Origin of the sequence: Rhodovarius crocodyli (assembly GCF_004005855.1) — a bacterium.
GTDB lineage: Bacteria > Pseudomonadota > Alphaproteobacteria > Acetobacterales > Acetobacteraceae > Rhodovarius > Rhodovarius crocodyli.
This window is the reverse complement of the sequence record NZ_SACL01000012.1, coordinates 45354-66858: the sequence shown is the minus strand read 5'-3', so window position 1 is coordinate 66858 and position 21505 is coordinate 45354. Positions and strand designations below refer to the sequence as shown.

At 69.1% G+C, this 21505-nt stretch carries 23 protein-coding genes; 18 read left to right on the top strand and 5 right to left on the bottom strand.

All coding sequences use genetic code 11. The annotated features are described in order from the left end of the window. The first annotated feature begins 72 nt into the window (after positions 1-72). From EOD42_RS23225 to EOD42_RS23185, 8 genes are all read left to right on the top strand, one after another. A complete protein-coding gene (locus EOD42_RS23225) occupies positions 73-1146 on the top strand; it encodes a hypothetical protein (RefSeq protein WP_127789980.1) in 1074 nt (357 codons plus the stop codon). Positions 1147-1170: 24 nt separating this feature from the next. Beyond that, positions 1171-3060, top strand: coding sequence for a hypothetical protein (locus EOD42_RS23220; RefSeq protein WP_127789979.1), 1890 nt, complete (start codon positions 1171-1173; stop codon positions 3058-3060). Positions 3061-3102: 42 nt separating this feature from the next. Next, complete coding sequence (locus EOD42_RS23215; RefSeq protein WP_127789978.1) at positions 3103-3429, top strand: hypothetical protein; 327 nt, start codon at positions 3103-3105, stop codon at positions 3427-3429. Then, positions 3426-5306 carry an SGNH/GDSL hydrolase family protein gene (locus EOD42_RS23210; protein WP_127789977.1) on the top strand — a complete coding sequence of 627 codons (1881 nt, stop codon included), beginning with the start codon at positions 3426-3428 and terminating at the stop codon, positions 5304-5306. The genes EOD42_RS23215 and EOD42_RS23210 overlap by 4 nt, the downstream gene beginning before the upstream one ends. Continuing rightward, positions 5303-5515 carry a hypothetical protein gene (locus tag EOD42_RS23205; RefSeq protein WP_127789976.1) on the top strand — a complete coding sequence of 71 codons (213 nt, stop codon included), beginning with the start codon at positions 5303-5305 and terminating at the stop codon, positions 5513-5515. Before EOD42_RS23210 ends, EOD42_RS23205 begins: the two co-directional genes overlap by 4 nt. Further along, positions 5515-6171, top strand: a complete 657-nt coding sequence (locus tag EOD42_RS23200) for a structural protein (protein WP_127789975.1) — start codon at positions 5515-5517, stop codon at positions 6169-6171. The genes EOD42_RS23205 and EOD42_RS23200 overlap by 1 nt, the downstream gene beginning before the upstream one ends. Further along, on the top strand, positions 6168-6407 hold the full coding sequence (locus EOD42_RS23195) for a hypothetical protein (protein WP_127789974.1): 240 nt from the start codon (positions 6168-6170) through the stop codon (positions 6405-6407). The genes EOD42_RS23200 and EOD42_RS23195 overlap by 4 nt, the downstream gene beginning before the upstream one ends. 536 nt (positions 6408-6943) lie before the next feature. Further along, the gene (locus EOD42_RS23185) at positions 6944-9223 is read left to right on the top strand and encodes a xanthine dehydrogenase family protein molybdopterin-binding subunit (protein WP_127789972.1); all 2280 of its coding nucleotides are present in this window, start codon (positions 6944-6946) and stop codon (positions 9221-9223) included. 236 nt (positions 9224-9459) lie between these two features. Here the strand turns inward: EOD42_RS23185 and EOD42_RS26065 are convergent, their stop codons facing one another. Then, positions 9460-9681, bottom strand: coding sequence for a DUF2842 domain-containing protein (locus EOD42_RS26065; RefSeq protein ID WP_164868087.1), 222 nt, complete (start codon positions 9679-9681; stop codon positions 9460-9462). A 97-nt stretch (positions 9682-9778) separates the two neighbouring features. Between EOD42_RS26065 and EOD42_RS23175 the strand changes: the two genes are divergently transcribed. The 3 genes from EOD42_RS23175 to EOD42_RS23165 are packed head-to-tail and all read left to right on the top strand — an operon-like array spanning position 9779 to position 12994. Further along, entirely contained in the window at positions 9779-10294 is a 516-nt protein-coding gene (locus tag EOD42_RS23175; protein WP_127789970.1) for an adenine phosphoribosyltransferase, read from the top strand. After that, the gene (locus EOD42_RS23170; RefSeq protein WP_127789969.1) at positions 10257-12275 is read left to right on the top strand and encodes a response regulator; all 2019 of its coding nucleotides are present in this window, start codon (positions 10257-10259) and stop codon (positions 12273-12275) included. The genes EOD42_RS23175 and EOD42_RS23170 overlap by 38 nt, the downstream gene beginning before the upstream one ends. Before the next feature lie 35 nt (positions 12276-12310). Beyond that, on the top strand, positions 12311-12994 hold the full coding sequence (locus tag EOD42_RS23165; protein ID WP_127789968.1) for an isochorismatase family protein: 684 nt from the start codon (positions 12311-12313) through the stop codon (positions 12992-12994). On the opposite strand, the gene EOD42_RS23160 is transcribed toward EOD42_RS23165, so the two are convergent. From EOD42_RS23160 to EOD42_RS23145, 4 genes are read right to left on the bottom strand one after another with little or no spacing between them, the layout of a single operon-like run. Continuing rightward, positions 12965-13291, bottom strand: coding sequence for a DUF167 domain-containing protein (locus tag EOD42_RS23160; protein WP_127789967.1), 327 nt, complete (start codon positions 13289-13291; stop codon positions 12965-12967). The two genes, EOD42_RS23165 and EOD42_RS23160, sit on opposite strands and share 30 nt — an antisense overlap. Then, positions 13288-14169 (bottom strand): class I SAM-dependent methyltransferase, encoded by an 882-nt coding sequence (locus tag EOD42_RS23155; protein WP_127789966.1) that lies wholly within the window; start codon positions 14167-14169, stop codon positions 13288-13290. Before EOD42_RS23155 ends, EOD42_RS23160 begins: the two co-directional genes overlap by 4 nt. Next, entirely contained in the window at positions 14169-15080 is a 912-nt protein-coding gene (locus EOD42_RS23150) for a TylF/MycF/NovP-related O-methyltransferase (protein WP_127789965.1), read from the bottom strand. Before EOD42_RS23150 ends, EOD42_RS23155 begins: the two co-directional genes overlap by 1 nt. A 4-nt stretch (positions 15081-15084) precedes the next feature. Then, positions 15085-15639: an outer membrane protein assembly factor BamE gene (locus EOD42_RS23145; protein WP_127789964.1), complete on the bottom strand. Its 555-nt coding sequence runs from the start codon at positions 15637-15639 to the stop codon at positions 15085-15087. Between the two features lie 75 nt (positions 15640-15714). Between EOD42_RS23145 and EOD42_RS23140 the strand changes: the two genes are divergently transcribed. From EOD42_RS23140 to EOD42_RS23110, 7 genes are all read left to right on the top strand, one after another. After that, complete coding sequence (locus EOD42_RS23140) at positions 15715-16263, top strand: ubiquinol-cytochrome C chaperone family protein (RefSeq protein WP_127789963.1); 549 nt, start codon at positions 15715-15717, stop codon at positions 16261-16263. After that, a complete protein-coding gene (locus tag EOD42_RS23135) occupies positions 16260-16766 on the top strand; it encodes a YceD family protein (RefSeq protein WP_127789962.1) in 507 nt (168 codons plus the stop codon). The genes EOD42_RS23140 and EOD42_RS23135 overlap by 4 nt, the downstream gene beginning before the upstream one ends. Positions 16767-16887: 121 nt before the next feature. Continuing rightward, a complete protein-coding gene (gene rpmF, locus EOD42_RS23130; RefSeq protein ID WP_127789961.1) occupies positions 16888-17088 on the top strand; it encodes a 50S ribosomal protein L32 in 201 nt (66 codons plus the stop codon). A gap of 93 nt (positions 17089-17181) precedes the next feature. Next, positions 17182-18243, top strand: coding sequence for a phosphate acyltransferase PlsX (plsX, locus tag EOD42_RS23125; RefSeq protein ID WP_276318167.1), 1062 nt, complete (start codon positions 17182-17184; stop codon positions 18241-18243). Between the two features lie 11 nt (positions 18244-18254). After that, positions 18255-19202 carry a beta-ketoacyl-ACP synthase III gene (locus EOD42_RS23120; RefSeq protein ID WP_127790021.1) on the top strand — a complete coding sequence of 316 codons (948 nt, stop codon included), beginning with the start codon at positions 18255-18257 and terminating at the stop codon, positions 19200-19202. Positions 19203-19425: 223 nt separating this feature from the next. After that, positions 19426-20175, top strand: a complete 750-nt coding sequence (locus tag EOD42_RS23115; protein ID WP_127789960.1) for an SDR family oxidoreductase — start codon at positions 19426-19428, stop codon at positions 20173-20175. Between the two features lie 171 nt (positions 20176-20346). Next, positions 20347-21498, top strand: coding sequence for an SH3 domain-containing protein (locus tag EOD42_RS23110; RefSeq protein ID WP_127789959.1), 1152 nt, complete (start codon positions 20347-20349; stop codon positions 21496-21498). The last annotated feature ends 7 nt before the right edge of the window (positions 21499-21505 follow it).

Sequence of the window (21505 nt, the reverse complement as noted above, 5' to 3'; positions counted from 1 at the left end):
GGATTTCAGCATGAAGCATGGCTTCCAGCCTACCCGGCTGGGGCGTGCTTTGTCACGTCAGGAGATAACCGTATGGCACGCGACGGAGCAGGCACTTACACCCTGCCGCAGCCGCCGTTCGTCAATGGCGACGTCATCAGCGCACCGGCCTTCAACTCGATCAACGACGATGTGGCCGCCGCTCTGACCGGCTCCATCGCCGCCGATGGCCAGACGCCAGTTACTGGCAACCTGCGCATGGACGGCTACAGGCATACGGATGTGGGCGACGGCTCGGCCAGGGACCATTACGCCAGTCTCGGGCAGGTTCAGGACGGCGCCGCGCTCTGGTGCGGCACGGCGGGCGGCACGGGTGACGCCATCACCCTGACGCCGACGCCCGCCGCTGCCGGCGTGGTGGCCGGGCAGCGGTTCTCCTTCATCACCAGCGCAGCGAATACTGGGGCCGTGACGGTGGCAGTCTCTGGCCTCACCGCCCAGGCGCTCCGGCGTTACGACGGCTCCGCGCTGCCGGCCGGTATCCTCTGGGCAGGCAACCGGGTGCAGATCGAGGCGGTGAGCGCGACCGAGTTCCGCTTGGTCGAGCCTGCGTGGCTGAACGGCTGGGGCCTGCTCTACTCGGGCGCGCTGTCAGGCACGGCGGTGGACGTGAACATCCCCGGCGGCGTGCGCGAGCTGCGGGTGACGGTGAACGGTGCGCGCATCGGTGCTGGCACGGTCCAGCAGCTGTTCCTGCGCGTGAAGATCAACGGCGTGTGGGTGCTGGGTGGCACGGGGCAGTACTTCGACAGCCGCTCATTCAACGTCCAGCTCGGCGGCATCAACCCCGTTCCACAGCCTCTCGCGGACGTATCTGCGCAGGGCCACTTCCTGGGATACGTGGGCGAGAACGACGACGCCATGAACAGCGAAACCTGCATCAGCAACATGCTGAATGGCGCGGCCTTCAACGAGTATGCGATGCCCCGCACCCGGTCTTTGACCAACGGCGGGGCGGCCGGCTTCGGATGGGCGCAAATGGACGCCCAGGGTCAGATCGCAATCCCTTCTGGCTACCGTATCGAGGCGATCCGCATCGCCAACGGGACCGGCAGCCCCCGCAGCTTCACGCAGGGCACGCTGCGCGTCCTCGGCCTCTGGGGCTGAGGCGCAGGCACCGGAGACACCAGAATGACGAATGCAACGGGCCTCCCGGTCACGGGGATGACGGCTGCGCAACTGCCGCTTTCGAACAATGACCTGATGATGGTGGTGCAGGGCAGCGGGGCGAGCTCAAACCGGCAAGCCCCGCTCTCGGCGATCCGCTCCGTCGTCGGCCCCCAATACGATGCCCGGGTGTTCGGGCTCATCAAGGGCACGACACTTGACCAGTCCGACACGCTTCAGGCGGCCATCGACACTGTGGCCGGACAGGGCGGCGGGGTGCTCAACATCCAGGCCGGCACCTTCTACGTCAAGAACATCTACCTGCGCAGCGGCGTGTATCTGATCGGCGCCGGCAAGGGCTTCACGATCCTAAAGATGCCGGCGGCTCAGACGGCAGCGGATGTTGTCACGGTCGAGAACTTCGACGTGCTGGTAGGGACGCGCCCCGTCACCACTGGCTTCCCGGTGGATTTCGGCCTCGGCAACCTGACCATCAACGGCAATGGATACGCCCAGGGCGATGCCATCACCGGCACGTCCATCAACTCCAAGGGGCGTGGCCTGGCGGTCTATGGGTTGGCGTTCAACATCGTCGGCCCCCTCGCGATCATCGATTGCTGGCGCCACACTTGGTATTGCGACGGCCCACCGGCCGGGCACGCCGGCGACGGCATGGCCGGCATGGGCATGGGCGGCCCCTTCTGGCTGAACAACGGCAACATCAGCCGTGAGGCCGATGGCGGGTTCGGCAGCGCCGTGGGCTGCTCTGTGTTCTTCAATGGCGTGGCAGACAGCCGCTACGGCCCTGGCCTCATCGGCTGGTCGCAGGGCGGCGCGGGCATCAAGTTCGGCACCGCCGGCACTGGCGATTGGCTCAATTGGGAAGTGTTCGGCGGCGCGATGCCGGAGGACTACCGCGCGCAGACCTGGCGCACAGGCACCAGCATCACCCGCAGCGGCACCACGGCAACGATCACCTTTCCGACCCCGCATGGCTTCCGGGTGGGCGAGCAGGGGCAGGTCTACAGCGGGGGCGACGCCGGCTTCAACATTCTGATGAAGGTGACGGCGGTTCCGACCGCGACAACGCTCCAATACACGCTCGACGCCGCGACAGGAGCCAACTTCACCGGCGAAGTCATCGTGGTCCCGATGCAGTTCCCGCAATGGGCGCTCATCACCGAGGCCGCAGGCATCGCCTTCTGGGGCAACCTGTCGGGCGGTTATCTGGGGCAGGCGAAGATCCTGGCCAGCAATTGCGTGTTCGAGACGCTGCGCGAGGACTACCTGATCGCAGGCGGCCCACCGCCGCGTGCTGGCCTGCTCCAGGGTGGCTTCCAAATCGGCGATGCCACTCATGCGGTATCGAACACAAGGATCCGGTCCAAGTTCGGCGATATCCTTGGAACGGTCCTGAACCTGGTCAATTCCGGCGGCGGCAACGACGTGGAGATCATTGGCTGGCGGAACTATGCGGGGGGGGCACTTGTCACGGGCACCCGCGATCCGTCCGATGAAGTATATGTCCGCGCCTTCGGCACGGGGCCGGATGCCTATGCCCGGCGGCTTCCAGACGGCTTCGCGGCCATGGATGGGGATAACAATGCCCTTTCCCTCTACGCCAACAGCGGCGGCAAGGCCCGGCTGGACTTCAAGAGCCAGGACGGCACCACGCAGCTTTGGGGTGTCGAGGCCGACAGCGGCGGCATCGCATTCCAGGCTGCCGGCGCCAACCAGTTCATCATGGACGGCATCGGCTGGCGTTCTGCGGTGGCCGGGCGAGAGCTTGGTGGCTCCGGCGCTCGGTGGTCCCGCCTCTGGCTGACTAGCCTCCCGACGAGCGCAGCCGGCCTGAGCAGCGGCGATTTCTGGCGGGACGCCGCCGCCGGCAACGTCGTCAAGCAGGTTCCCTAATCATTCGCAGAGGAAGCGCGCTTAACCCGCGCTCGATGACGCATGACTAAGCCACTGTCCCTCTCGGGGCGGGCGAAAACCTATACTGTCGGCGCGACGGCACAGGTTTCCGATCTGCCCAATACCCCCGGAACCAACGGCACGATCCTGATCGCCCTGAACCTCGGCGACACCATCGTCTACCGCCAGTACGGCGACAGCGCGCTGGTATCCGGCGATGTCACGGCGACCGGCGAGGACCGCAGCGGCGCCATCCTGCCCGGCTCTGGCGAGATCATCACGGTTCCGGGGACGTGGACGAAGGTCGCGCTGGTGTCACCTGACGGCACCGGCCTGATCCAATTCCAGCGTGCGGAGGGCGGCCTGTGAGGATCACCGCCCCTGGGGTCGGCTACGGGACATTCCGTTCCTACCTGAGAAATTCCTACCTCCCCGCCGCTGGCCTCCGCGCCCCGGTCGCGTCTGACGACCTCGGCTTCGGCTATGCCAACGCGTCCGAGGGGCGCCTGTCCGGTGTCTATGTCAGCGCGGGCGGTAGCGGGTACACGGCGGCTACCGTGACATTCGCGGCGCCCAGCAGCGGCACCACGGCGACCGGCATTGCGCTGGTACAGGGTGGCGCCGTGGTCGCGATCCAGATCACCAACCCCGGAAGCGGCTACACAACCAACCCGACCGTGACCATCACGGGCGATGGCTCGGGCGCGGCGGCGACGGCGTTCCGGCGCCAAACCACGCTGTGGAATAACAACGGCCAGATCTTCGCGCCCTTCCGCACGACGAGTGGGAAGGCGGCGTGGCAGCGGCGTTCCCCCGGCACCCTCCCGGGCACGCCGGCTGCGGTGTATGGCTTGATCCGGCTGATCCCGGATTACGCTGGCCCTGCCATCCGGCTGGTGCGGACCAGCGACAGCACAACTCTTGATGTGCCGTTCCTTGCAGACGGAACCCCGGATTGGGCTCTCGTCGATCGCTGGGCGGCCGGGACCACCGTTCGGATTTCCATCGCCTACGATCAGACGACCGGCGCAGCGCATATGACGCAAGCGACCGCAGCGGCGCGCCCCTACATCGACGCCATGAACACTCTGGATGGGCTCGTTCAGGGCCGGATGATCCGGCACGATGGCCCGAACTTCAACACGGGCGTGACCAACAACAGCCTGTCGATACCCGCCGGTCTGACCACCAGCACCTCTGGGGTATCGGTGTTCATGGTGGCGCGCTGCCCTGGCGCCATGGTCAACACGCCGCTGGTCGAGCTGTATCATGCCACCACCCCGTTTCGGCTGGGCGTGAGCGGCAGTTCGTTCCTCTACAACGTGCAAGGCGGCGGCCAGTCCAAGCTGACGCATGTCCGCGCGCCTGCCACGCTCGCGGTATACGGCGCCACGGTTGGCGCCACGAACGCCACCCGGCTGTTCCTCGACAACGCGCACGCCACCCAGAACAGCATGACGGCCGCAAGCATGGCCGGCGGCACGGTAGGGACGTGGAGCGACGGCACGGGGAGCGACTTCGAATGGGCGGCCCTGGTGATCTACCAGTCCGAGCTTTCCGAGGCTGACCGAGAGACGGTCCAAGCCTGCCTGACCTCGCGCTTTGGCATCGTCCCGCAGAACCAAGACACGATCATCGCGCGCGGCGACAGCATCACGTTCGGGCTGAAGGCGACGCTGATCCGCACGCCCACCAAGCTGTGGATGCAGCGCCTCGGCCTGCCCGCGCGCTTTGTCAGCCTGTCCCGGTCGGGCGAGACGGCGGCCAACTTCGCGCCTGCAACGGCGGCCTATCTGATCCGGGAGCTTCGGCCCGGCGCCAGGAACAACGTTATCCTGTGGTCCCTCGGCACGAATGACATCGTGAACAACGGCACCAGCGCGGCAGACCTGTTCGAGCTGGGCATGCAGGCCATGGACATCGTGAACGCCTATGCCGACGCTCGGGGCTTCGCCCGGCCGCGCTGGGTGTGGGGCACGATCATTCCGCGTGGGGTGTTCACGGCGCCGCAGATCGTTATCAAGGACGCCTACAACGCGCTGGTGCGGGCCAACACCGGCCGGAACCGGATCGACGCCATCGCGGACTACGCGGCTGACCCTGTGATGGGCGCGGCGGGCTGGCCCAGCGACAGCACCACCAGCGCGGACGGCACGCACCCGAACGACAACGGCTATTCGATCATGGCGCAGATCGCGTCGGATGCGATCCGGCCGATCTGGGATTTCGGGGCCGGAGTTTCGTGAGCGACGCCGAGCGCGCCATAGGGCGTCTGGAGGCCGAGGTTGATAGCCTCGCCTCCCTCGTATCGGAGCTTCGCCTTGAGGTGCGCGCAACCCGCGATCTCGTATCCGAAGTGGCAGGCGCCATGAAGGCCATGCGGGTGATGGCTGGCGTGTTCAGCACCCTCGCAGGCGTCGGCGGCTATTTCCTGCACAAGATATGGAGGCCGTGATGGCTGACCCGAAGGCAAGCCGGGGCTACCGGAACAACAATCCGACGAACCTGCGGTATATCGCGGACCCCAAGCGGCGCTGGAATGGGCAGGACCCCGTTTCGGCTGATGGCTACGGCCGGTATTCCTCACTCGCCCTGGGCATGCGCGCGGGCGTCGGCCAGCTCGTCGTGAACCAGACCCGCAACGGGCTCGATACGGTCTGGAAGCAGATCAACTCCTGGGCTCCGCAGAGCGACGGTAACGATCCGGTCGCCTATTCGGCCAGGGTAGCAGCGGCGCTTGGCGTGGGCATCCATGACAAGATCGACGTGCGCCCCTACCGCGTGATGAAGGTCATGCTCCGGGCGATCATCGAGGTCGAGTTGGGCGGCATGCCATACACCCAGGCCGAAATGGACGAGGGCATGGCCCTCTACGGCATCACGGAGTTCAGCCAGCCCGCGCCCGTCCGCAGCATCCGTCAGGCCGCCACGACCAACAGCGGCACGGCCGTCGCCAAGGCGGTCGGCACGCTCGCCCCCCTCGGCGCGCTGGCCCCGGTGGCCACGGCGGTGGGCGGCATCCCCTGGCAGACCATGGCCGTGTTGGTCCTGGCGGCCGGGATCGGTGTGGCCGTGTGGCTGTGGCAGCAGCGGAAGGACAAGGCGGCGTGATCGCCCTGTTCGCCGGGCTGTGGAGCCGCATCCACGTCTACGTTGCCATCGCAGGCGCCGCGCTGGCCATCCTGACCGGCGCCTACATGATCGGCAAGCAGAGCGCGCGCACCGACGAGATACGCCGCTCGGCCGAGCGGATCGCAACCCAGGCCAGGGAGAGAGCGCATGTGGAGGGGGACGTGGCTCGCGAGCCTGATCCTGCTGAGCGGCTGCGGCGTGACTGGAGCCGTTGATTGCTCCGCGTGGCGGCCGATCCTGGTGGGGCGTGACGACGTGCTGACCAGGGAGACGGCTGCGGCGATCCTGGCCCACGACGAGACGGGGCGCCGCCTCTGCGGATGGTGAAGCAAAACCGCCCGGAGTTGCCCCCGGGCGGTCCTGGCACGCATATCGCGGCCTGCGACGGCTCGCGAGGCTAGGCCCGGGTATTCCCAGACCCGCCGCAGCCCCATCATTCTACCCGGCGCGGGGTGGCGGGGCAAGAACGATGTCAGTATTCGTGAACACAGTGCGCGGTTGCGCGATCTGCCCACCCGGCTGTGGGTAATGCCGGGTTGACGCCAGTCTGTAGGGCAGAAAGGCGGCGACTTGCCACGCCAGATTCAATACGTTAGGTATCTATCTCAGTGTTCGGGACGCAGGGGCCGGAGGTTCGAATCCTCTCACTCCGACCATTCTTTTCAGTGTGTTATCCCGAGACACACTTACCCCCCTCTACAGATCCTCCGATCCGATCCAATCTGTTTCCCGAACATCTTCGGGGACGATCATGGAATTCGGGCGTTTCGGCAGCGGCAGGGCGGTGAAGCGCGTCGAGGACGCGGCCCTTCTGGCAGGCATCGGCCAGTTCACCGAGGATTTCGCCCCCGAGGGGCAGACCCACCTCTATTTCCTGCGCTCGCCGCATGCCCATGCGCGAATCCTGTCCATGGATACGGAGGCCGCGCGCGCCACGCCCGGCGTGCTGGCCATCGTCACGGGCGAGGACCTGGCGGCGGCAGGCGTGAAGCCCATGACGGCCACGCTGCCCTTCAAGCGCCCGGACGGCGCGCCCCTCCAGGCCGAATCGCAGACGCTGCTGGCCACCGGCGCGGTGCGATTCGTGGGTGAGCCGGTGGCCGCCGTGGTGGCCGAGACCCTCTCGGCCGCCCGTGACGCCGCCGAGGCCATTTGGGTGGAGTATGAGGAGCTGCCCGCGGTCACCACCACTGCCGGTGCCCTGGCGGACCCCGCCCGCATCGTCGCCCAGACGCGCTATGGTGATGCCGCCGCCGCCGAGGCCGGTTTCGCCGCCGCCGCCCATGTGGCCCGGGTGGAGATCGCGAACCAGCGCCTGGCCCCGGCCCCCATGGAACCCCGCGTGGTGCTGGCAGCACCTGAGGGTGAGCGCCTGGTCGTGCGCCTCAGCAGCCAGATGCCGTCGACCGCGCGCGACCAGCTGCAGGACTTGCTGGGTCTGCCGGCCGGCACGGTGCGGGTGCGCATCGGCGATGTGGGCGGCGGCTTCGGCATGAAGACCAACCTCTACCCCGAGGATGCGGTCGTGGCCTTCGCCGCGCGCAGCCTGGGCCGGCCGGTGAAATGGGCCGCGACGCGCATCGAGGACTTCCTGTCGGCCGTGCACGGGCGCGACGTGGACAGCGTGGCCGAACTCGCGCTGGACGCGCAGGGCAAGGTGCTGGCGCTGCGCGTGAAGGGGCTGGCGAATGTCGGCGCCTATCCGCGCAACTCCGGCATCGCCATCCAGCTGCTGATCGGCCCCTGGGTCTCGACCAGCATCTACGACATCAAGACGATCGACTTCGCCTTCACCGCGCTGATGACCAACACCGCGCCCACCGGCGCCTATCGCGGGGCCGGGCGGCCCGAGGCGATCTATATCATCGAGCGCCTGATGGACGTGGCCGCCCGCGACATGGGGCTGGACCCGGCCGAGCTGCGCCGGCGCAACATGATCGCGCCCGCCCAGATGCCCTACACCAACGCCATGGGCCAGGTGTACGACAGCGGCGCCTTCGAGCAGATGCTGGACCAGGGCCTGAAGCTCGCCAACTGGTCCGGCTATGCGGCGCGCGCGGCGGCCTCGGCCGAGAAGGGCAAGCTGCGCGGGCGCGGCATCGCCACCTTCCTGGAATGGACCGGCGGCAACGCGCTGGAGGAGCGCGTGACCGTCGCCGTGAAGGGCGATGGCGGGATCGAGGTCTATGCCACCACCCAGCAGATGGGGCAGGGCATCGGCACCTCCTACGCGCAGCTCGCCGTCGACATCTTCGATGTGCCGATCGAGAAGGTGACGGTCATCTTCGGCGACAGCGACCGGGGCACGGGCTTCGGCAGCGCCGGTTCGCGCTCCCTGTTCACCGCGGGCTCGGCCGTCAGCGTGGCCTCAGGCAAGGCGCTGGACCAGGGCCGCGAACTGGCCGCCGAGGCGCTGGAAGTGGCCAGCGCCGACCTGGAGTACCAGGGGGGCAGCTTCCGCATCGCCGGCACCGACCGCGAGATCGGCCTGTTCGATGTGGCCGCCCGCCAGCCCGAGGGCCGCATCTTCATCGACAGCACCACCAAGGTGAACGGCCCCACCTGGCCCAACGGCTGCCATATCTGCGAGGTCGAGATCGACCGCGACACCGGTGAGATCGAGGTCGCGGCCTATGTCTCCGTCAATGATGCCGGCCGCGTGGTGAACCCGCTGATCGTGGAGGGGCAGATCGCCGGCGGCGCCCTCCAGGGCCTGGGCCAGGCCATCTTCGAGCAGCTGGTCTACGACCCCGAGACCGGCCAGCCGCTGAGCGCCAGCTTCCAGGACTACGCCATGCCGCGCGCCGATGTGCTGGTGCCGGGCTATGTCACCGCGCTCGACCAGTCCGTGCCCTGCAGGACCAACCCGCTGGGGGTAAAGGGCGTGGGGGAACTCGGCACCATCGGTGCGACCCCCGCATTGGTGAACGCGGTCGCGGACGCGCTGGCCAGCCAGGGCCGCAAGGCACAGGCCGATACGCTGCAGATGCCGCTGACACCGCAGCGGATGTGGGCGCTGCTGGAAGGGTGAGGCGCAGTCCGGGGCTCTGCCCCGGGCCCCGCCAAAGGCCGAAGGGCCTTTGGAAACCGGGCGCTGAAAGTTTGGGGAAGGGGCACAGAGCGCGCTCTGACCCCGCGCTCGCTTTCAGCCGCTTCCCCGAACTTTCAGAAGACTCAAGTGGGTCCAGGGGCCACAGGCTCCTGGCGGGGTTCCAAGGGGCAGCGCCCCTTGGTGGGGGGGCGGGGGGCGAAGCCCCCGGCGCACCCTCACCTACGCCGGCGCCTGCCCTTCGGCGGCGGTGCCACGCCCGCGCCCCAGTACATCAGGCGCATGACCGGCCACACCCAGGCCACGCCCGCCACCGCGAAGAACGGCACCTGCGCCGCCCAGTGCCACAGCAGCACCCAATCCGCGAGCCACATGACAAGGGCCACGTAGAGCGCGAAGCCAATAAGGCCGATCAGGGTGGCAAGCATCGGTCTGGACATGGTAGGGCCATGCGCCAATGCCGCGCTGCACGCAAGCCGGCCCAATTCCAGGAGTTGCACCCTCACGATGCCTGCCGAAACCGTGGCCGACCCCAGCATGGACCTGAAGGCGCATATCCGGGGCATCCCGGATTTCCCCAAGCCCGGCATCCTGTTCTACGACATCTCCACCCTGCTGCGGCATGGGCCGGCCTGGAACGAGGCGGTGCGCCGCATGGCCGACATCGTGGCGGCCAAGAAGCCCGACGTGCTGGCCGGCATCGAATCGCGCGGCTTCCTGCTCGCGGCCCCCATCGCCCATGCGCTGGGCATCGGCTTCATCATGCTGCGCAAGCCGCGCAAGCTGCCGGGCGCCGTGCTCGGCCTGTCCTACGCGCTGGAATACGGCGAGGACCGGATCGAGATGCAGGCCGATGCCGTGGAGAAGGGCAGCCGCGTCGTGATCCTGGATGACCTGCTGGCCACCGGCGGCACGCTGGGCGCCGGCATCAACCTGCTGCAGCAGGCCGGTGCCGATGTCGTTGGCGCCGTCACGCTGATCGAGCTCACCTTCCTGGGTGGCCGGAGCCGCATCCATGCCCCGTTCGAATCGCTCCTCTCCTACGACGAGTGACCATGGTGCCGAGGTGGTGCGCGATGCCGGCGGCAACGCCTGGCTCGCCGCCGCCCTCGGCACGGTGCGGCAGGCGGGCTTCGATGGCCCGCTCGCTGCGGCGGTCGCCGCCGCGCCCACCGGGGTCGTGATCACCGACCCCAACCTGCCCGACAACCCGATCATCTTCTGCAACCCGGGCTTCACCGCCATCACGGGCTATGAGCCGGAGGAGATCCTCGGCCGCAATTGCCGTTTCCTGCAGGGAACCGGCAGCGAGCCCGAGGCGCTGATGGCGATCCGCCGCGCGCTGGCCGCGGGCGAGCCCATCACCATCAACCTCACCAACCGCCGCCGCGACGGCAGGCGCTTCAGCAACGAGCTGCGCCTGGCGCCGGTGCGCGATGCCGAGGGGCGGCTGACCGCCTTCGTCGGCGTGCAGAATGATATCTCGCCCACCGTGCGCGCGGCCGCGGCCACCGAGCGCGCCCGTGCCGTGTCCGAGCGCGCCAGCCGCGAGAAGACCGATTTCCTCACCTTCGTGAGCCATGAGATCCGCACGCCGCTGGCCGGGTTGATCGGCTCCCTCTCCCTTCTGCGGGACACGGTGCTGAACGCGGAGCAGAGCGCCTATTCCGAGACCGCCACCGCGGCGGGCGACATGCTGCTCTCGCGGGTGAATGAACTGCTCGACATCTCGCTGATCGAGAGCGGGCGCCTCTCTCTGGCGCAGGAGCCCTTCGCGCTGGCCGATGCGCTGCGGGGCACGATGGAACTGATCGCCCCCGCCGTCGAGGAGAAGGGGCTGGCGCTGTCCGTCACGATCGACAGCGGCCTGCCCGCGCGGGTGGTGGGCGATGCGGACCGGCTGGGCCAGGTGATCCTGAATCTGGCCGAGAACGCGGTAAGCTTCACCGAACGCGGTAGCATCCTCATTCATGTCACCTCGCTGCCGGATGCCCGGATCGGCATCGCGGTCACCGATACGGGATCGGGCATGCCGGCCGCGCAGCGCCAGGCGCTGGTCGCGGGCAAGGGACCGTTCGCGCTGCCGGGCGGGCAGGGGGTGGGTATCGGGCTGACGACCTGCCATCGGCTGGTGAAGCTGATGGGCGGGCGGCTGGCGATCGACAGCAAGCCCGGCAAGGGCAGCACCTTCTTCTTCGACATCCCGCTGGTCCCGGTCGCGGACTCGGGCAAGCCGCCGCGCAAGGTGACGCTGGCCCCGGCTGTGCCTGTCGCCGGCGTGCGCGGGCGGATCCTGCTCGCGGAGGAGGGCGCCGTGAACCAGCTGGTGGCCGCGGCCATCCTGCGCCGGGAAGGCTATCAGGTGGAGACGGTGCATGACGGTGCGGAGGCGCTGGCGGCCGCCCGTGTCTCGGAATTCGACCTGCTGCTGGTGGATTTCGCGCTGCCGGGCATGGATGGGCTGACCCTGACACGCCGCGTGCGCGCCTTGCCCGGAGAGCGTGGCCGCGTGCCCATCGTGGCGCTGACCGCCTTCGCCATGCCCGCCGATGTGGCGGCGGCGCTGGCCGCCGGCATGGACGCGCATCTGGCCAAGCCGCTGGAGCGGCGCGCGCTGCTGGCGGCGGTGGAGGCCGTGCTGCTTACCCCGCCGCTTCGTGCCCGCGCGCGGCCGCCGGCAACCGAGCCAGGCGCCCCCGCCGTGCTGGTGGACCGCGTCACCCTGGCCGAGCTGCGGCAGGCGATCGGGCCCGGCAGGCTGCCGAAGCTGCTGACCCTGTTCGCCGAGGAAACCCGTGGCCGGGTGGCGCTGCTGCCGGATGTGCCGTCCGAGCGGGCTGTGCGCGAGGTATCGGCCCTGCGCGACGCCGCCTCGACCTTCGGCACGGTGGCCCTGCGTGACGCGGCCACGGCGCTGCTGGCCGTGCTGACCGCGGGGGATGATGCCGCCGCAGCGCCCCTGATGGCCGCATTGCCCGCCCTGGCGGAGCGCAGCATCGCGGCCCTGCCCAGCCCGCTTCTCCGCATGGTCTGACGCGCCTTGGCACGGCGCGTGCATGCCGTCCGGGCATGAGCAGCACCATCACCCTGCCGGCCCGGCCGGAACCCATCACCGTCAGCGTCGCGGACACGGCGCTGATCGTGGTCGACATGCAGAACGCCTATTGCAGCAAGGGCGGCTACCTGGACCTGGTGGGCTTCGACGTCTCTGGCGCCGCACCGGTCATCGAGGAAGCGCGCGCCGTGATCGGCGCCTGCCGTGAGGCCGGGATTCCCGTGATCTACCTGCAGAACGGCTTCGCGCCCGATGGCGCGGACATAGGGGGTGAGACGGCGCCGGTCTGGCATAAATCCAACGCGCTGCGCTTCATGCGCGACAACCCCGAATATGCCGGGCAGCTGATCACGCGCGGCACCTGGGACTACGCGATCGTCGATGAGCTGACGCCCGAGCCCGGTGACCTGGTGGTGCCCAAGACGCGCTACAGCGGCTTCGCGGGCACGAATCTTGAGCAGATGCTGCATGCGAAGCGCATCCGCCATGTGCTGGTCATCGGGGTGGCGACCAATGTCTGCGTCGAGAGCACCATCCGCGATGCCTATCACCGCGAGTTCTTTCCCGTGATGGTGACGGACGCGACCATGGCCGCAGGGCCCGGCGCGCAGGAGGCCACGGAGTTCAACGTGCTGCGCTTCTTCGGCTGGCTGACCAGCGGGGCGGAGCTACGCGCGGCCCTCGGCAGCAACGGCTAGCCAGCGCTCCAGCCGCTCCAGCGCATCGGGGGCCTGGATACGCAGGCTTTTCTGGCGGCTGGTGTCGCCGGCCGCGATCACGACCGCGGATTTCGGCAGGCCCAGAGACTTCGCGACATAGGCGATGAGCGCCGCATTGGCCGCGCCCTCCACGGGCGGGGCCGTCAGTTTCAGCAGCAGCACGGGCCGGCCCTGTGCGTCTGGGGCGATGCCTTCCACCTTGTCGTGATGCGCGCGCGGCGTCAGCCGCACCGCCAGCCGCGCCCCGCCGGGAATGGCGGCATAGGGCGGGCTCACCGCCCCGCCTTCTCGCCCGTGCTCTGTTCGCGCACGCCCAGCACATCGGCCAGCCTGGTGTCCGCGCTGCCGGGGCGGGCAGGCTGGGACTGGCTCTCATGCGGGGCCCAGCCGGTCATCATCAGCAGGGGCAGGGCGGCCGGGATCGGGGTTTCGGCCTGCAGCCGGGCGAAGGCCTCGGCGAACAGGGCGCGGGGCGGGATGCGCGGGTCGCGCGCCTTCACGGTGTTCTGCTCGCCGGCCGCGCGCAGGTCGGCCACCAGCCCCATGGCGCTGCGATAGGCCAGCGGCAGTTCCTGAACATCGGCCACCGGCAGGGCGAGCCCCGCGCGCTGCAGCAGCGCGGCCATGTCCCGCAGCTCGGGGAAGGGGGCCACGCGGGGTGAGGCACCGCCAGACACCTCGGCCTCGGCGCCGATCAGCGCCTCGCGCAGGTTCTGCAGCGTGCCGAGCCCGGGCAGGGAGGCGATGAACAGCCCGTCCGGCGCCAGGGCCCGGCGGATCTGCACCAGCGCGCCCGGCAGGTCGTTCACCGTGTGCAGGGACAGGCTGGCCACCACCAGGTCGAAGCTGGCGGGCGCGAAGGGCAGCCATTCCTCATCGCCCGTGACCGCGGGGCCGCCGTTCAGCGCGGCCATGCGCGGCGACAGGTCCATGCTGACCACGAGCGGAATGCCGCGCGCCCGCAGCAAGGGCGCCACGACGCCCCGTCCGCCGATTTCCAGCGCGCGGGTGAAGCGGCGGGTGGTGTCGTCCAGCCGGTCCAGCAGCATCTCGGCCGCGGCTTCCAGGATGGGGGCCACATGGCCGACCAGCCCCGCCGCCCGGTCCCGCCGGCGGGCGAGCAGGGCGCGGTCGAAGATCTCGGGCGCGCTCATCAGCGGCGATGCACGCGCAGGTACAGGTGCGCCCACATGTTCATGCCCAGGAACTCGAATCGGAATTGCGGGTTCGCGGCCTGGAACTCGCGGAAGGCCAGCGTCTCGCCGTGGTTGATGCTGAACTGCCAGTCGTCGAAGACCAGGATGGCGCCGTCCACCAGACGGTCCTTCAGATAGGCCAGGCAATCCACGCAGGAGGAATAGAGGTCGCCGTCGATGCGGGCATAGGCGATCTTGCGGACGGAGGCTGCGGGTTCCACCGGCAGCGTGTCGCAGAACCAGCCCTTCACCAGCTTCAGGAAGGGGCGGTCCTGGACGCGAAGCTGGGCCGACACATCCTCCAGCGTCGCGGCATACTGGCCCTTGTGCCAGATGGTGCCGTCCTTGGCGGTATCGGGCTCGGGCAGGCCCTCGAAGCTGTCGAAGCCCCACAGGGTGCGGCCATTGGCCTGCTTCTCGACCACGCGGGCCAGCATTTCCATCCAGGTGCCGCCATAGGTGCCGAATTCGACGATGTCGCCTTCGATGCCCTGGGCGTCCAGCTCCTGGATCAGGTGCTCGGCGTAGAGGAACTCGCCGTCCTGCATGCCGTAGACCACCTTGTCGCACCAGGGCGTGCCCTGGGCGAAGGTGGTGAAGGGCCAGGTGTTGGGGGTCGCGAGCTTGGTGCCGAGAGCCTGCTGGAACCACATCTCGTATTCGGCGTGCTGGTGCGTGGCGTTCAGCCGGGCACGCAGGGCCGCGTTTTCCGCCCGAAGGGCTGCGATGGTGGCGGACGCGTCGTCATCGGACCCCGCCGGGCGGTTCTCGATCCAGTCGAGCGCCGCCAGCGTGTCGCGCTGCTCCGCCTCCACCAGGCTCCGCAGCCTGGCGAGCAGGGCGCGGGCGGCGGGGGGCGGGCTGGTCATGGGGCTAGCGGCCCGAGCCGGTCATGTTGCCCGGCGACTGCTGGGAGGGCACGCCCGCCGGGTTGAAGCGGCCGATATTGCCGAACAGCGCCTGCAGCACGGTGCGGTCATTGCCCGGGGCCGGGGTTTCGCGGCCCACCATGGCGACGCTGCGCTGGTCCTGCTGGCCCAGCTCGGTGATGTCCTTCACCGTGCCGTCGGGGTTGAAGTTGATCGCGACGATCCGGCTGTCGGAGACGGAGAGCGCCCGGCCGGGGCGCTGCCGCGTGACGCTGCTGATATAATACCAGGCGCTGTCGCCGAAGGTGCTGGTCTGGCTGGGGCTGCCGAGCAGTTCCTGCACATCGGCCTGGCGCGTGACGCCTGGGGTGATCTGCTGCAGCTGCTCCGCCGTGACCAGGTGGCCGCGCGCCGAGACCGGCGCGTTGAACACGTCGCGCGGGCGTTCCGGCGCGGGTGGCAGGTACGCGCAGGCCGACAGAGAAATGCCCGCCAGGGCGATCGCGAGGATGCCCCCAGCCTTACGCCCGAGATTGACCGCCAACGGCTTCGTGTCCATGTGCTGCGACGTGCCAGTTTGGCCCATCCGGGTCAAGTTTGCGCCGCCCGATTTGACGAGGATACCGCCCCCGCAATGGTCCTGGCCAGGCTGTTCCGCCGCAAGCCCTTCCTCAGGGAAGGCTATGAACTCTACACCGCCGCCGTCACGGCCGCGCGGGACCCCGCCCTGTACACGGTGCTCGCCGCGCCTGATACGCTGGAGGGGCGCTTCGACCTGATCTGCCTGCATGTGGGCCTGCTGATCCGCCGCCTGCGGCTGGATGCGGACCCGGCGGGCAAGGATCTGGCCCAGGCCGTGTTCGACGCCATGTTCAACGACATGGACCTGAACCTGCGCGAGATGGGCGTGGGCGACATGGGCATCGGCAAGCGCGTGAAGCGCATGTGGGAAGCCTTCCACGGCCGCGCCAAGGCCTATGAGGAGGCGCTGGAGGCGGGTGACGAGGCCGCCCTGGCCGACGCGCTGCTGCGCAACCTGTGGGGCGGGCACGAGATGGACCCGCCCGACGCGCCCGCCCGGCTGGCCGCGCGGGCCTTCGCGCTCTCGGCCGTGCTGGCCGGGCAGGGCATGGCCGCCTTGAAGGCCGGACAGGTCGATTTCCCTGTGATGGAGCAGGCATGATGGAAGAGCCGATCGAATTTTCCCGTCCGTTGCGGGTGGCCGGCGTGCCCCGCGCGGGGCACCGCCTGGCGCTGAGCGCCACCGCGCCCGAGCGCGCGGCACTCGCCGCCCGCCTGGGGCTGCTGGCCCTGCATGATTTCTCGGCCGACCTGGCCCTGTCGCCCGACAGCCTGGGCGGCGTGGAGGTGCGCGGCAGCCTCTCGGCCGAGGTAGAGCAGGCCTGCGTGGTCACCATGGAGCCGGTGCGGCAAAGCGTTCGGGAGGAATTCGCCTTCCGGATCATCGCCGAGGGCCAGGAACCCTCCGAGTCGCCCGATGCCGAGGATGAGGTGGAGACGGTGGCCGGCCATGCCGAGCTGGGTGAGGTGCTGGCGCAGCTGCTCTCGCTGGCGCTCGACCCCTATCCGCGCAAGGAAGGCGCGGAACTGCCGCCGGAGGCCAGCGACCCCGAGGCCTCGCCCTTCGGTGCGCTGCTGCAACTGAGGCAGGCGAAAAAGGAATAGGCCGGGAGGCTCTCCCGGGCTGCCCCTACTGGACACCCCACCCGGCCATCTGCTAGGTGCCCCGCTCTCTCCGGTCAGTGATGGTCGGGAACTTCCATTCGTTCGTGAAAGGCCCGCCACCATGGCCGTCCCTAAGAAAAAGACCTCCCCGTCCCGCCGTGGCATGCGCCGCTCGCACCACGCCCTGGGCACCGAGGCCTACATCGAGTGCTCCAACTGCGGTGAGCTGGCCCGCCCGCACCATGTGTGCAGCCATTGCGGCCACTATGACGGCCGCGAAGTGGTGCCGGCCGAGAAGCTGAAGTCCGCCATCCGCGCCTGATGCGGCATGCCCTGTGCTGGCCGGGCGGGGGCTACCCCTGCCCAATCGGGCCGGAACGGTGTAGCCAGCAGGGGAGAGGCAGGGTGAATCCGGGTGTCTGACGGCGTGAACCATGGCAGCAATGGCGGCGTGGCGGCCCTGGCGATCGACGCCATGGGCGGCGATGACGCCCCCGGCGTGGTGCTCGCCGGGCTGGAACTGGCCGCTGAGCGCCATCCCGGCGCGAAGTTCCTCCTGATCGGCGATACCGCGAAGCTGGAACCGCTGCTGGAGCAGCACCCGCGTGCGCGGGCTGCCTGCATCCTGCGCCACACCCCCGACGCCATCCCCGGCGAGATGAAGCCCACGCTGGCGCTGCGCATGCGCGGTGCCTCCATGCGCATGGCCATCGATGCCGTGGCGGCCGGAGAGGTGGCGGGCGTGGTCTCGGCCGGCAATACCGGCGCGCTGATGGCGCTTGCCAAGATCGTGCTGAAGACGCTGCCGGAAATCGACCGGCCGGCGCTGGCCGCCGTCACGCCCTCGGGCCGTGGCGACGTGATCATGCTCGACCTCGGCGCCAATGTTCAGTGCGACAGCCGCAACCTGGTCGAATTCGCCATCATGGGCGATGCCATGGCGCGCGCCGTGCTCGGCCTGCCCAGCCCCACCATCGGCCTGCTGAACGTGGGTTCCGAGGAGCTGAAGGGCGATGACCGGGTGCGCCAGGCCGCCGAGGTGCTGAAGGCCCATCCGAGCCTGAACTTCCACGGATTCGTCGAAGGCCATGACATCACCCGCGGCACGGTGGACGTCATCATCACCGACGGTTTCACGGGCAATATCGCCCTCAAGACCGGCGAAGGCGCGCTGAAGCTGATGCGCGACCTGCTGCGCCAGGTCTTCACCTCCTCGATTCTCGCGCGCATCGGCTATCTGCTGGCGCGCCCGGCGCTGGACCGGCTGCGGGAATGGATGGACCCCCGGCGCTACAACGGCGCCATCCTGCTCGGTCTCAACGGCGTCGTGGTCAAATCCCATGGCGGAACGGACGCGATGGGCTTCGCCCATGCGGTGGATGTGGCGATGGATATGGTGACTCACGGCTTCACGGCCCGGATCCGCGAGGGTCTGGCCAGCATCAACACCCGTGAGCTGGCCGGGGACCCCTCGTGATCCGCTCCCGCATGCTGTCGGCCGGCGGCTATCTGCCGGCTGACCTGGTGACGAACGAGGAACTCGCCCGCCGCTATGGGCTGGATACCTCCGACGAATGGATCCAGGAGCGCACGGGCATCCGCCAGCGCCATCTGGCCGCCCCGGGTGAGACCGCATCCTCCATGGGCATCAAGGCCGCCCGGCAGGCGCTGGAGCGCGCGGGCGTCGATGCGGCCGAGGTCGATGCCGTGATCGTGGCGACCGCGACCCCGGACAGCAGCTTCCCGGCCACCGCCGTGCGCATCCAGGCGGGCCTCGGCATCACGCGCGGCTTCGCCTTCGATCTGCTGGCCGCCTGCACGGGCTTCATCTACGCCCTCAGCGTGGCCGATGCGATGATCCGCACCGGCCAGTGCCGCACCGCGCTGGTGATCGGCGCCGAGACCTATTCGCGCATCCTGGACTGGACCGACCGCACCACCTGCGTGCTGTTCGGCGACGGCGCGGGTGCGGTGGTGCTGCGCGCCGAGGAAGGCGAGGCCGGCATCCTGTCCAGCCATATCCATGCCGATGGCCGCCATGGCGGCATCCTGCATGTCGAGGGCGGGCCGGGCAGCACCGGCGGCACGGGCCTGCTGCGCATGGCCGGCCGCGAGGTGTTCAAGCACGCCGTGACCAAGCTGGCCTCCGCCGTCGATGAGGCACTGACCGCCAACGGGCTGGAGCGCGGCGACGTGAACTGGCTGGTGCCGCACCAGGCCAACATCCGCATCATCGAGGCGATGGGCAAGAAGCTGCACCTGGCGCCGGAGCGCGTGATCACGACGGTGCAGCGGCATGCGAATACCTCGGCGGCCTCCATTCCGCTGGCGATGGCCGAGGCGGTGGGCGAGGGGCGCTTCCAGCCCGGGGACCTGCTCCTGCTGGAAGCGATCGGCGGCGGGCTGACCTGGGGTGCCACGCTGCTGCGCTGGTGAAGGCTGGGGGTCTGCCCCTTGCATGCCCGCCAGGACCGTATCGGCCCTGGACCTCGGGGAGCTGGCGCAAAACTCCTATCAGGTCCAGGAGATATTATCTCCTGGTGGGGAGTTTGAGGGGCAGCGCCCCTCAATGGAGGTGTCGGTGCCAACGCCCCTGACTGCCGCCCTTTCCAACCCCATCCCCTTGCTTCACTCTCCCCTCACCAAGGGAGAAAACGACATGTCCAAGATCGCCTGGGTAACCGGTGCCGGCACCGGCATCGGTGAGGCCGCGGCCATCGGCCTCGCGCAGGATGGCTACACCATCGTCCTGACCGGCCGCCGCCGTGAACCGCTGGAGGATGTGGCCGCCCGCATCACGGCCGCGGGCGGTGAGGCGGTGGTGGAAACCGGCGATCTGGGCAAGGCGGCCGATGTGCAGCGCATCGTCGATGCCATCCAGGCCCGTTTCGGCCGGCTGGACCTGCTGGTCAGCAACGCGGGCCTCAACATCGTCGAGCGCGACTGGAAGCGCATCTCCCCCGAGGGGATCGAGACGCTGATCAACGGCAATCTGTTCAGCGCCTTCTATTGCGCGCGGGCGGTGCTGCCGATGATGCGCGCCCAGGGCGGGGGGCAGATGATCCACACGGCCTCCATGGCCGGGCGTTTCGTCAGCCCCATGTCTGGCCCCGGCTATGCCGCCAGCAAGCATGCCGTGGTGGCGATGAGCCACTCCATCAACATGGAGGAATGCGGCAACGGCATCCGCAGCACCTCGCTGTGTCCCGGCGAGGTGAACACGCCGATCCTGGACAAGCGGCCGAATAAACTGACACCGGAACAAAGGGCCGAGATGGTGCAGCCCGAGGATTGCGCGAACATGATCCGCTATATTGCGGCGCAGCCTCCTCATGTCTGTATCAATGAGGTTCTGATCACGCCGACCCGCAATCGGGGCTATCTGGCGGCGCAGGCCAGGCCGCTCTGACACCGAAACGCCTCGCTATTCAGCCATTTGAGCGATTTCCAAGCTCTGTTACCTGCCGCAATATGGACATGGATTTATCCGAGGCTCATGCAGTCGGGCATGAAACGCTGGGGGCTCATCCCCCTGAGGCGTATCATCACGCGCAATAGCCTGTGAGGAGGAGGTTTTCCCATGCCTGCGCCAAAGAAGAAGGCCCTGCCGTTGCTTGCGGTCGCGATCAGCATGCCGCTGCTGGCGGCGTGCCAGCCGCAGGGGCCGGTGGTCGTCGACGCGCCGAACGACAACTGCGCGGTCCACCGCGCGATTTTCCGCCAGACCGAATCCTCCTTCAACGAGGTGGCGCAGGGCGTGGCCCTTTCGGCTGCCGGTGGCGTCGCCGCCGGCCTGCTGGTCGGCGCGCTGACCGGCAACAGCCGCGCGGGCCTCGTGACGGGCCTGTCGGTGGCTGCCGTCGGCATCACCGCCACGCTGGTCAACGCCAATTTCCGCCAGCTGGACCAGGAGGCCCGCCGCCAGGCGCTGCTGCAGCAGACCGTCGCGGTGGACAAGTATGGTGAGCGCGTGACCGGCGCCACCCAGTCGCTGGAGCGCCTGTCCGATTGCCGTCGCGGCCAGGTGGCCGCCATCCGCGCCGATCTGCGCAGCGGCGCGACCCCGCGCCCGGTCGCCGAGGCGCGGCTGAACGAGGTCCGCAGCTGGTATGAGGGCGACACGATGCTGGTCGGCGCCTTCGACCAGCGCCTGGCCAACGACACCCGCCAGCTGGAGGAATCGACCCGCTACGTCGATGCCACCGTCTATGAGCAGGAACGCTCCTTCCGGCCCTATTCCGCCATCCTGGCGCGTGGCGGCCCCGCCTATGTGGCGCCCGATGCGGGGTCCGGCCAGGCGGGCCAGCTCTCGGTCGGCCAGACGGTGCAGGTGACGGCGCAGAGCGGCGGCTGGCTGCAGATCTCGATGGGCCGCGGCCGGTCGGGCTATGTGCGCTCAACCTACCTCGCGCGCTCCACCGGCAGCCGCGCCTATGTGGGCGGTTCCGAGCAGTCGCTCCGCGCCGAGGCGACGGACAGCGCGGCCGAGGTCGGCCGTGTGGCCAATGGCAGCCCCTATCGCGTGGTCGGCACCATGCCGGGCTGGCTGGTGGTGGACCAGGGGCCGAGCAAGTCCTTCGTCCGCGCCACGGCGCTGCGCCCGGCCCAGGTCGACAATTCCGGCCGTGAGGTCGTCTCCTCCGCCGCCACCGCCGTGGCGGCCCGCGACGCCTTCTCGCAGGGGGCCACCGGCCTCGCCAGCGAGGCGCGCCGCCTGAGCCTTGATGGGTAGTATCTGA

Excerpts from the sequence above, each read along its gene's own strand:
- EOD42_RS23150 (WP_127789965.1), bottom strand. The coding sequence starts at position 15,080 with ATGACCAGCCCGCCCCCCGCCGCCCGCGCCCTGCTCGCCAGGCTGCGG.
- EOD42_RS23135 (WP_127789962.1), top strand. The coding sequence starts at position 16,260 with ATGATGGAAGAGCCGATCGAATTTTCCCGTCCGTTGCGGGTGGCCGGC.
- EOD42_RS23225 (WP_127789980.1), top strand. The coding sequence starts at position 73 with ATGGCACGCGACGGAGCAGGCACTTACACCCTGCCGCAGCCGCCGTTC.
- rpmF (WP_127789961.1), top strand. The coding sequence starts at position 16,888 with ATGGCCGTCCCTAAGAAAAAGACCTCCCCGTCCCGCCGTGGCATGCGC.
- EOD42_RS23185 (WP_127789972.1), top strand. The coding sequence starts at position 6,944 with ATGGAATTCGGGCGTTTCGGCAGCGGCAGGGCGGTGAAGCGCGTCGAG.
- EOD42_RS23215 (WP_127789978.1), top strand. The coding sequence starts at position 3,103 with ATGACTAAGCCACTGTCCCTCTCGGGGCGGGCGAAAACCTATACTGTC.
- EOD42_RS23170 (WP_127789969.1), top strand. The coding sequence starts at position 10,257 with ATGCCCCGTTCGAATCGCTCCTCTCCTACGACGAGTGACCATGGTGCC.
- EOD42_RS23145 (WP_127789964.1), bottom strand. The coding sequence starts at position 15,639 with ATGGACACGAAGCCGTTGGCGGTCAATCTCGGGCGTAAGGCTGGGGGC.
- EOD42_RS23165 (WP_127789968.1), top strand. The coding sequence starts at position 12,311 with ATGAGCAGCACCATCACCCTGCCGGCCCGGCCGGAACCCATCACCGTC.
- EOD42_RS23120 (WP_127790021.1), top strand. The coding sequence starts at position 18,255 with ATGCTGTCGGCCGGCGGCTATCTGCCGGCTGACCTGGTGACGAACGAG.
- EOD42_RS23110 (WP_127789959.1), top strand. The coding sequence starts at position 20,347 with ATGCCTGCGCCAAAGAAGAAGGCCCTGCCGTTGCTTGCGGTCGCGATC.
- EOD42_RS26065 (WP_164868087.1), bottom strand. The coding sequence starts at position 9,681 with ATGTCCAGACCGATGCTTGCCACCCTGATCGGCCTTATTGGCTTCGCG.
- EOD42_RS23115 (WP_127789960.1), top strand. The coding sequence starts at position 19,426 with ATGTCCAAGATCGCCTGGGTAACCGGTGCCGGCACCGGCATCGGTGAG.
- EOD42_RS23200 (WP_127789975.1), top strand. The coding sequence starts at position 5,515 with ATGGCTGACCCGAAGGCAAGCCGGGGCTACCGGAACAACAATCCGACG.
- EOD42_RS23155 (WP_127789966.1), bottom strand. The coding sequence starts at position 14,169 with ATGAGCGCGCCCGAGATCTTCGACCGCGCCCTGCTCGCCCGCCGGCGG.
- EOD42_RS23140 (WP_127789963.1), top strand. The coding sequence starts at position 15,715 with ATGGTCCTGGCCAGGCTGTTCCGCCGCAAGCCCTTCCTCAGGGAAGGC.
- EOD42_RS23175 (WP_127789970.1), top strand. The coding sequence starts at position 9,779 with ATGGACCTGAAGGCGCATATCCGGGGCATCCCGGATTTCCCCAAGCCC.
- EOD42_RS23220 (WP_127789979.1), top strand. The coding sequence starts at position 1,171 with ATGACGAATGCAACGGGCCTCCCGGTCACGGGGATGACGGCTGCGCAA.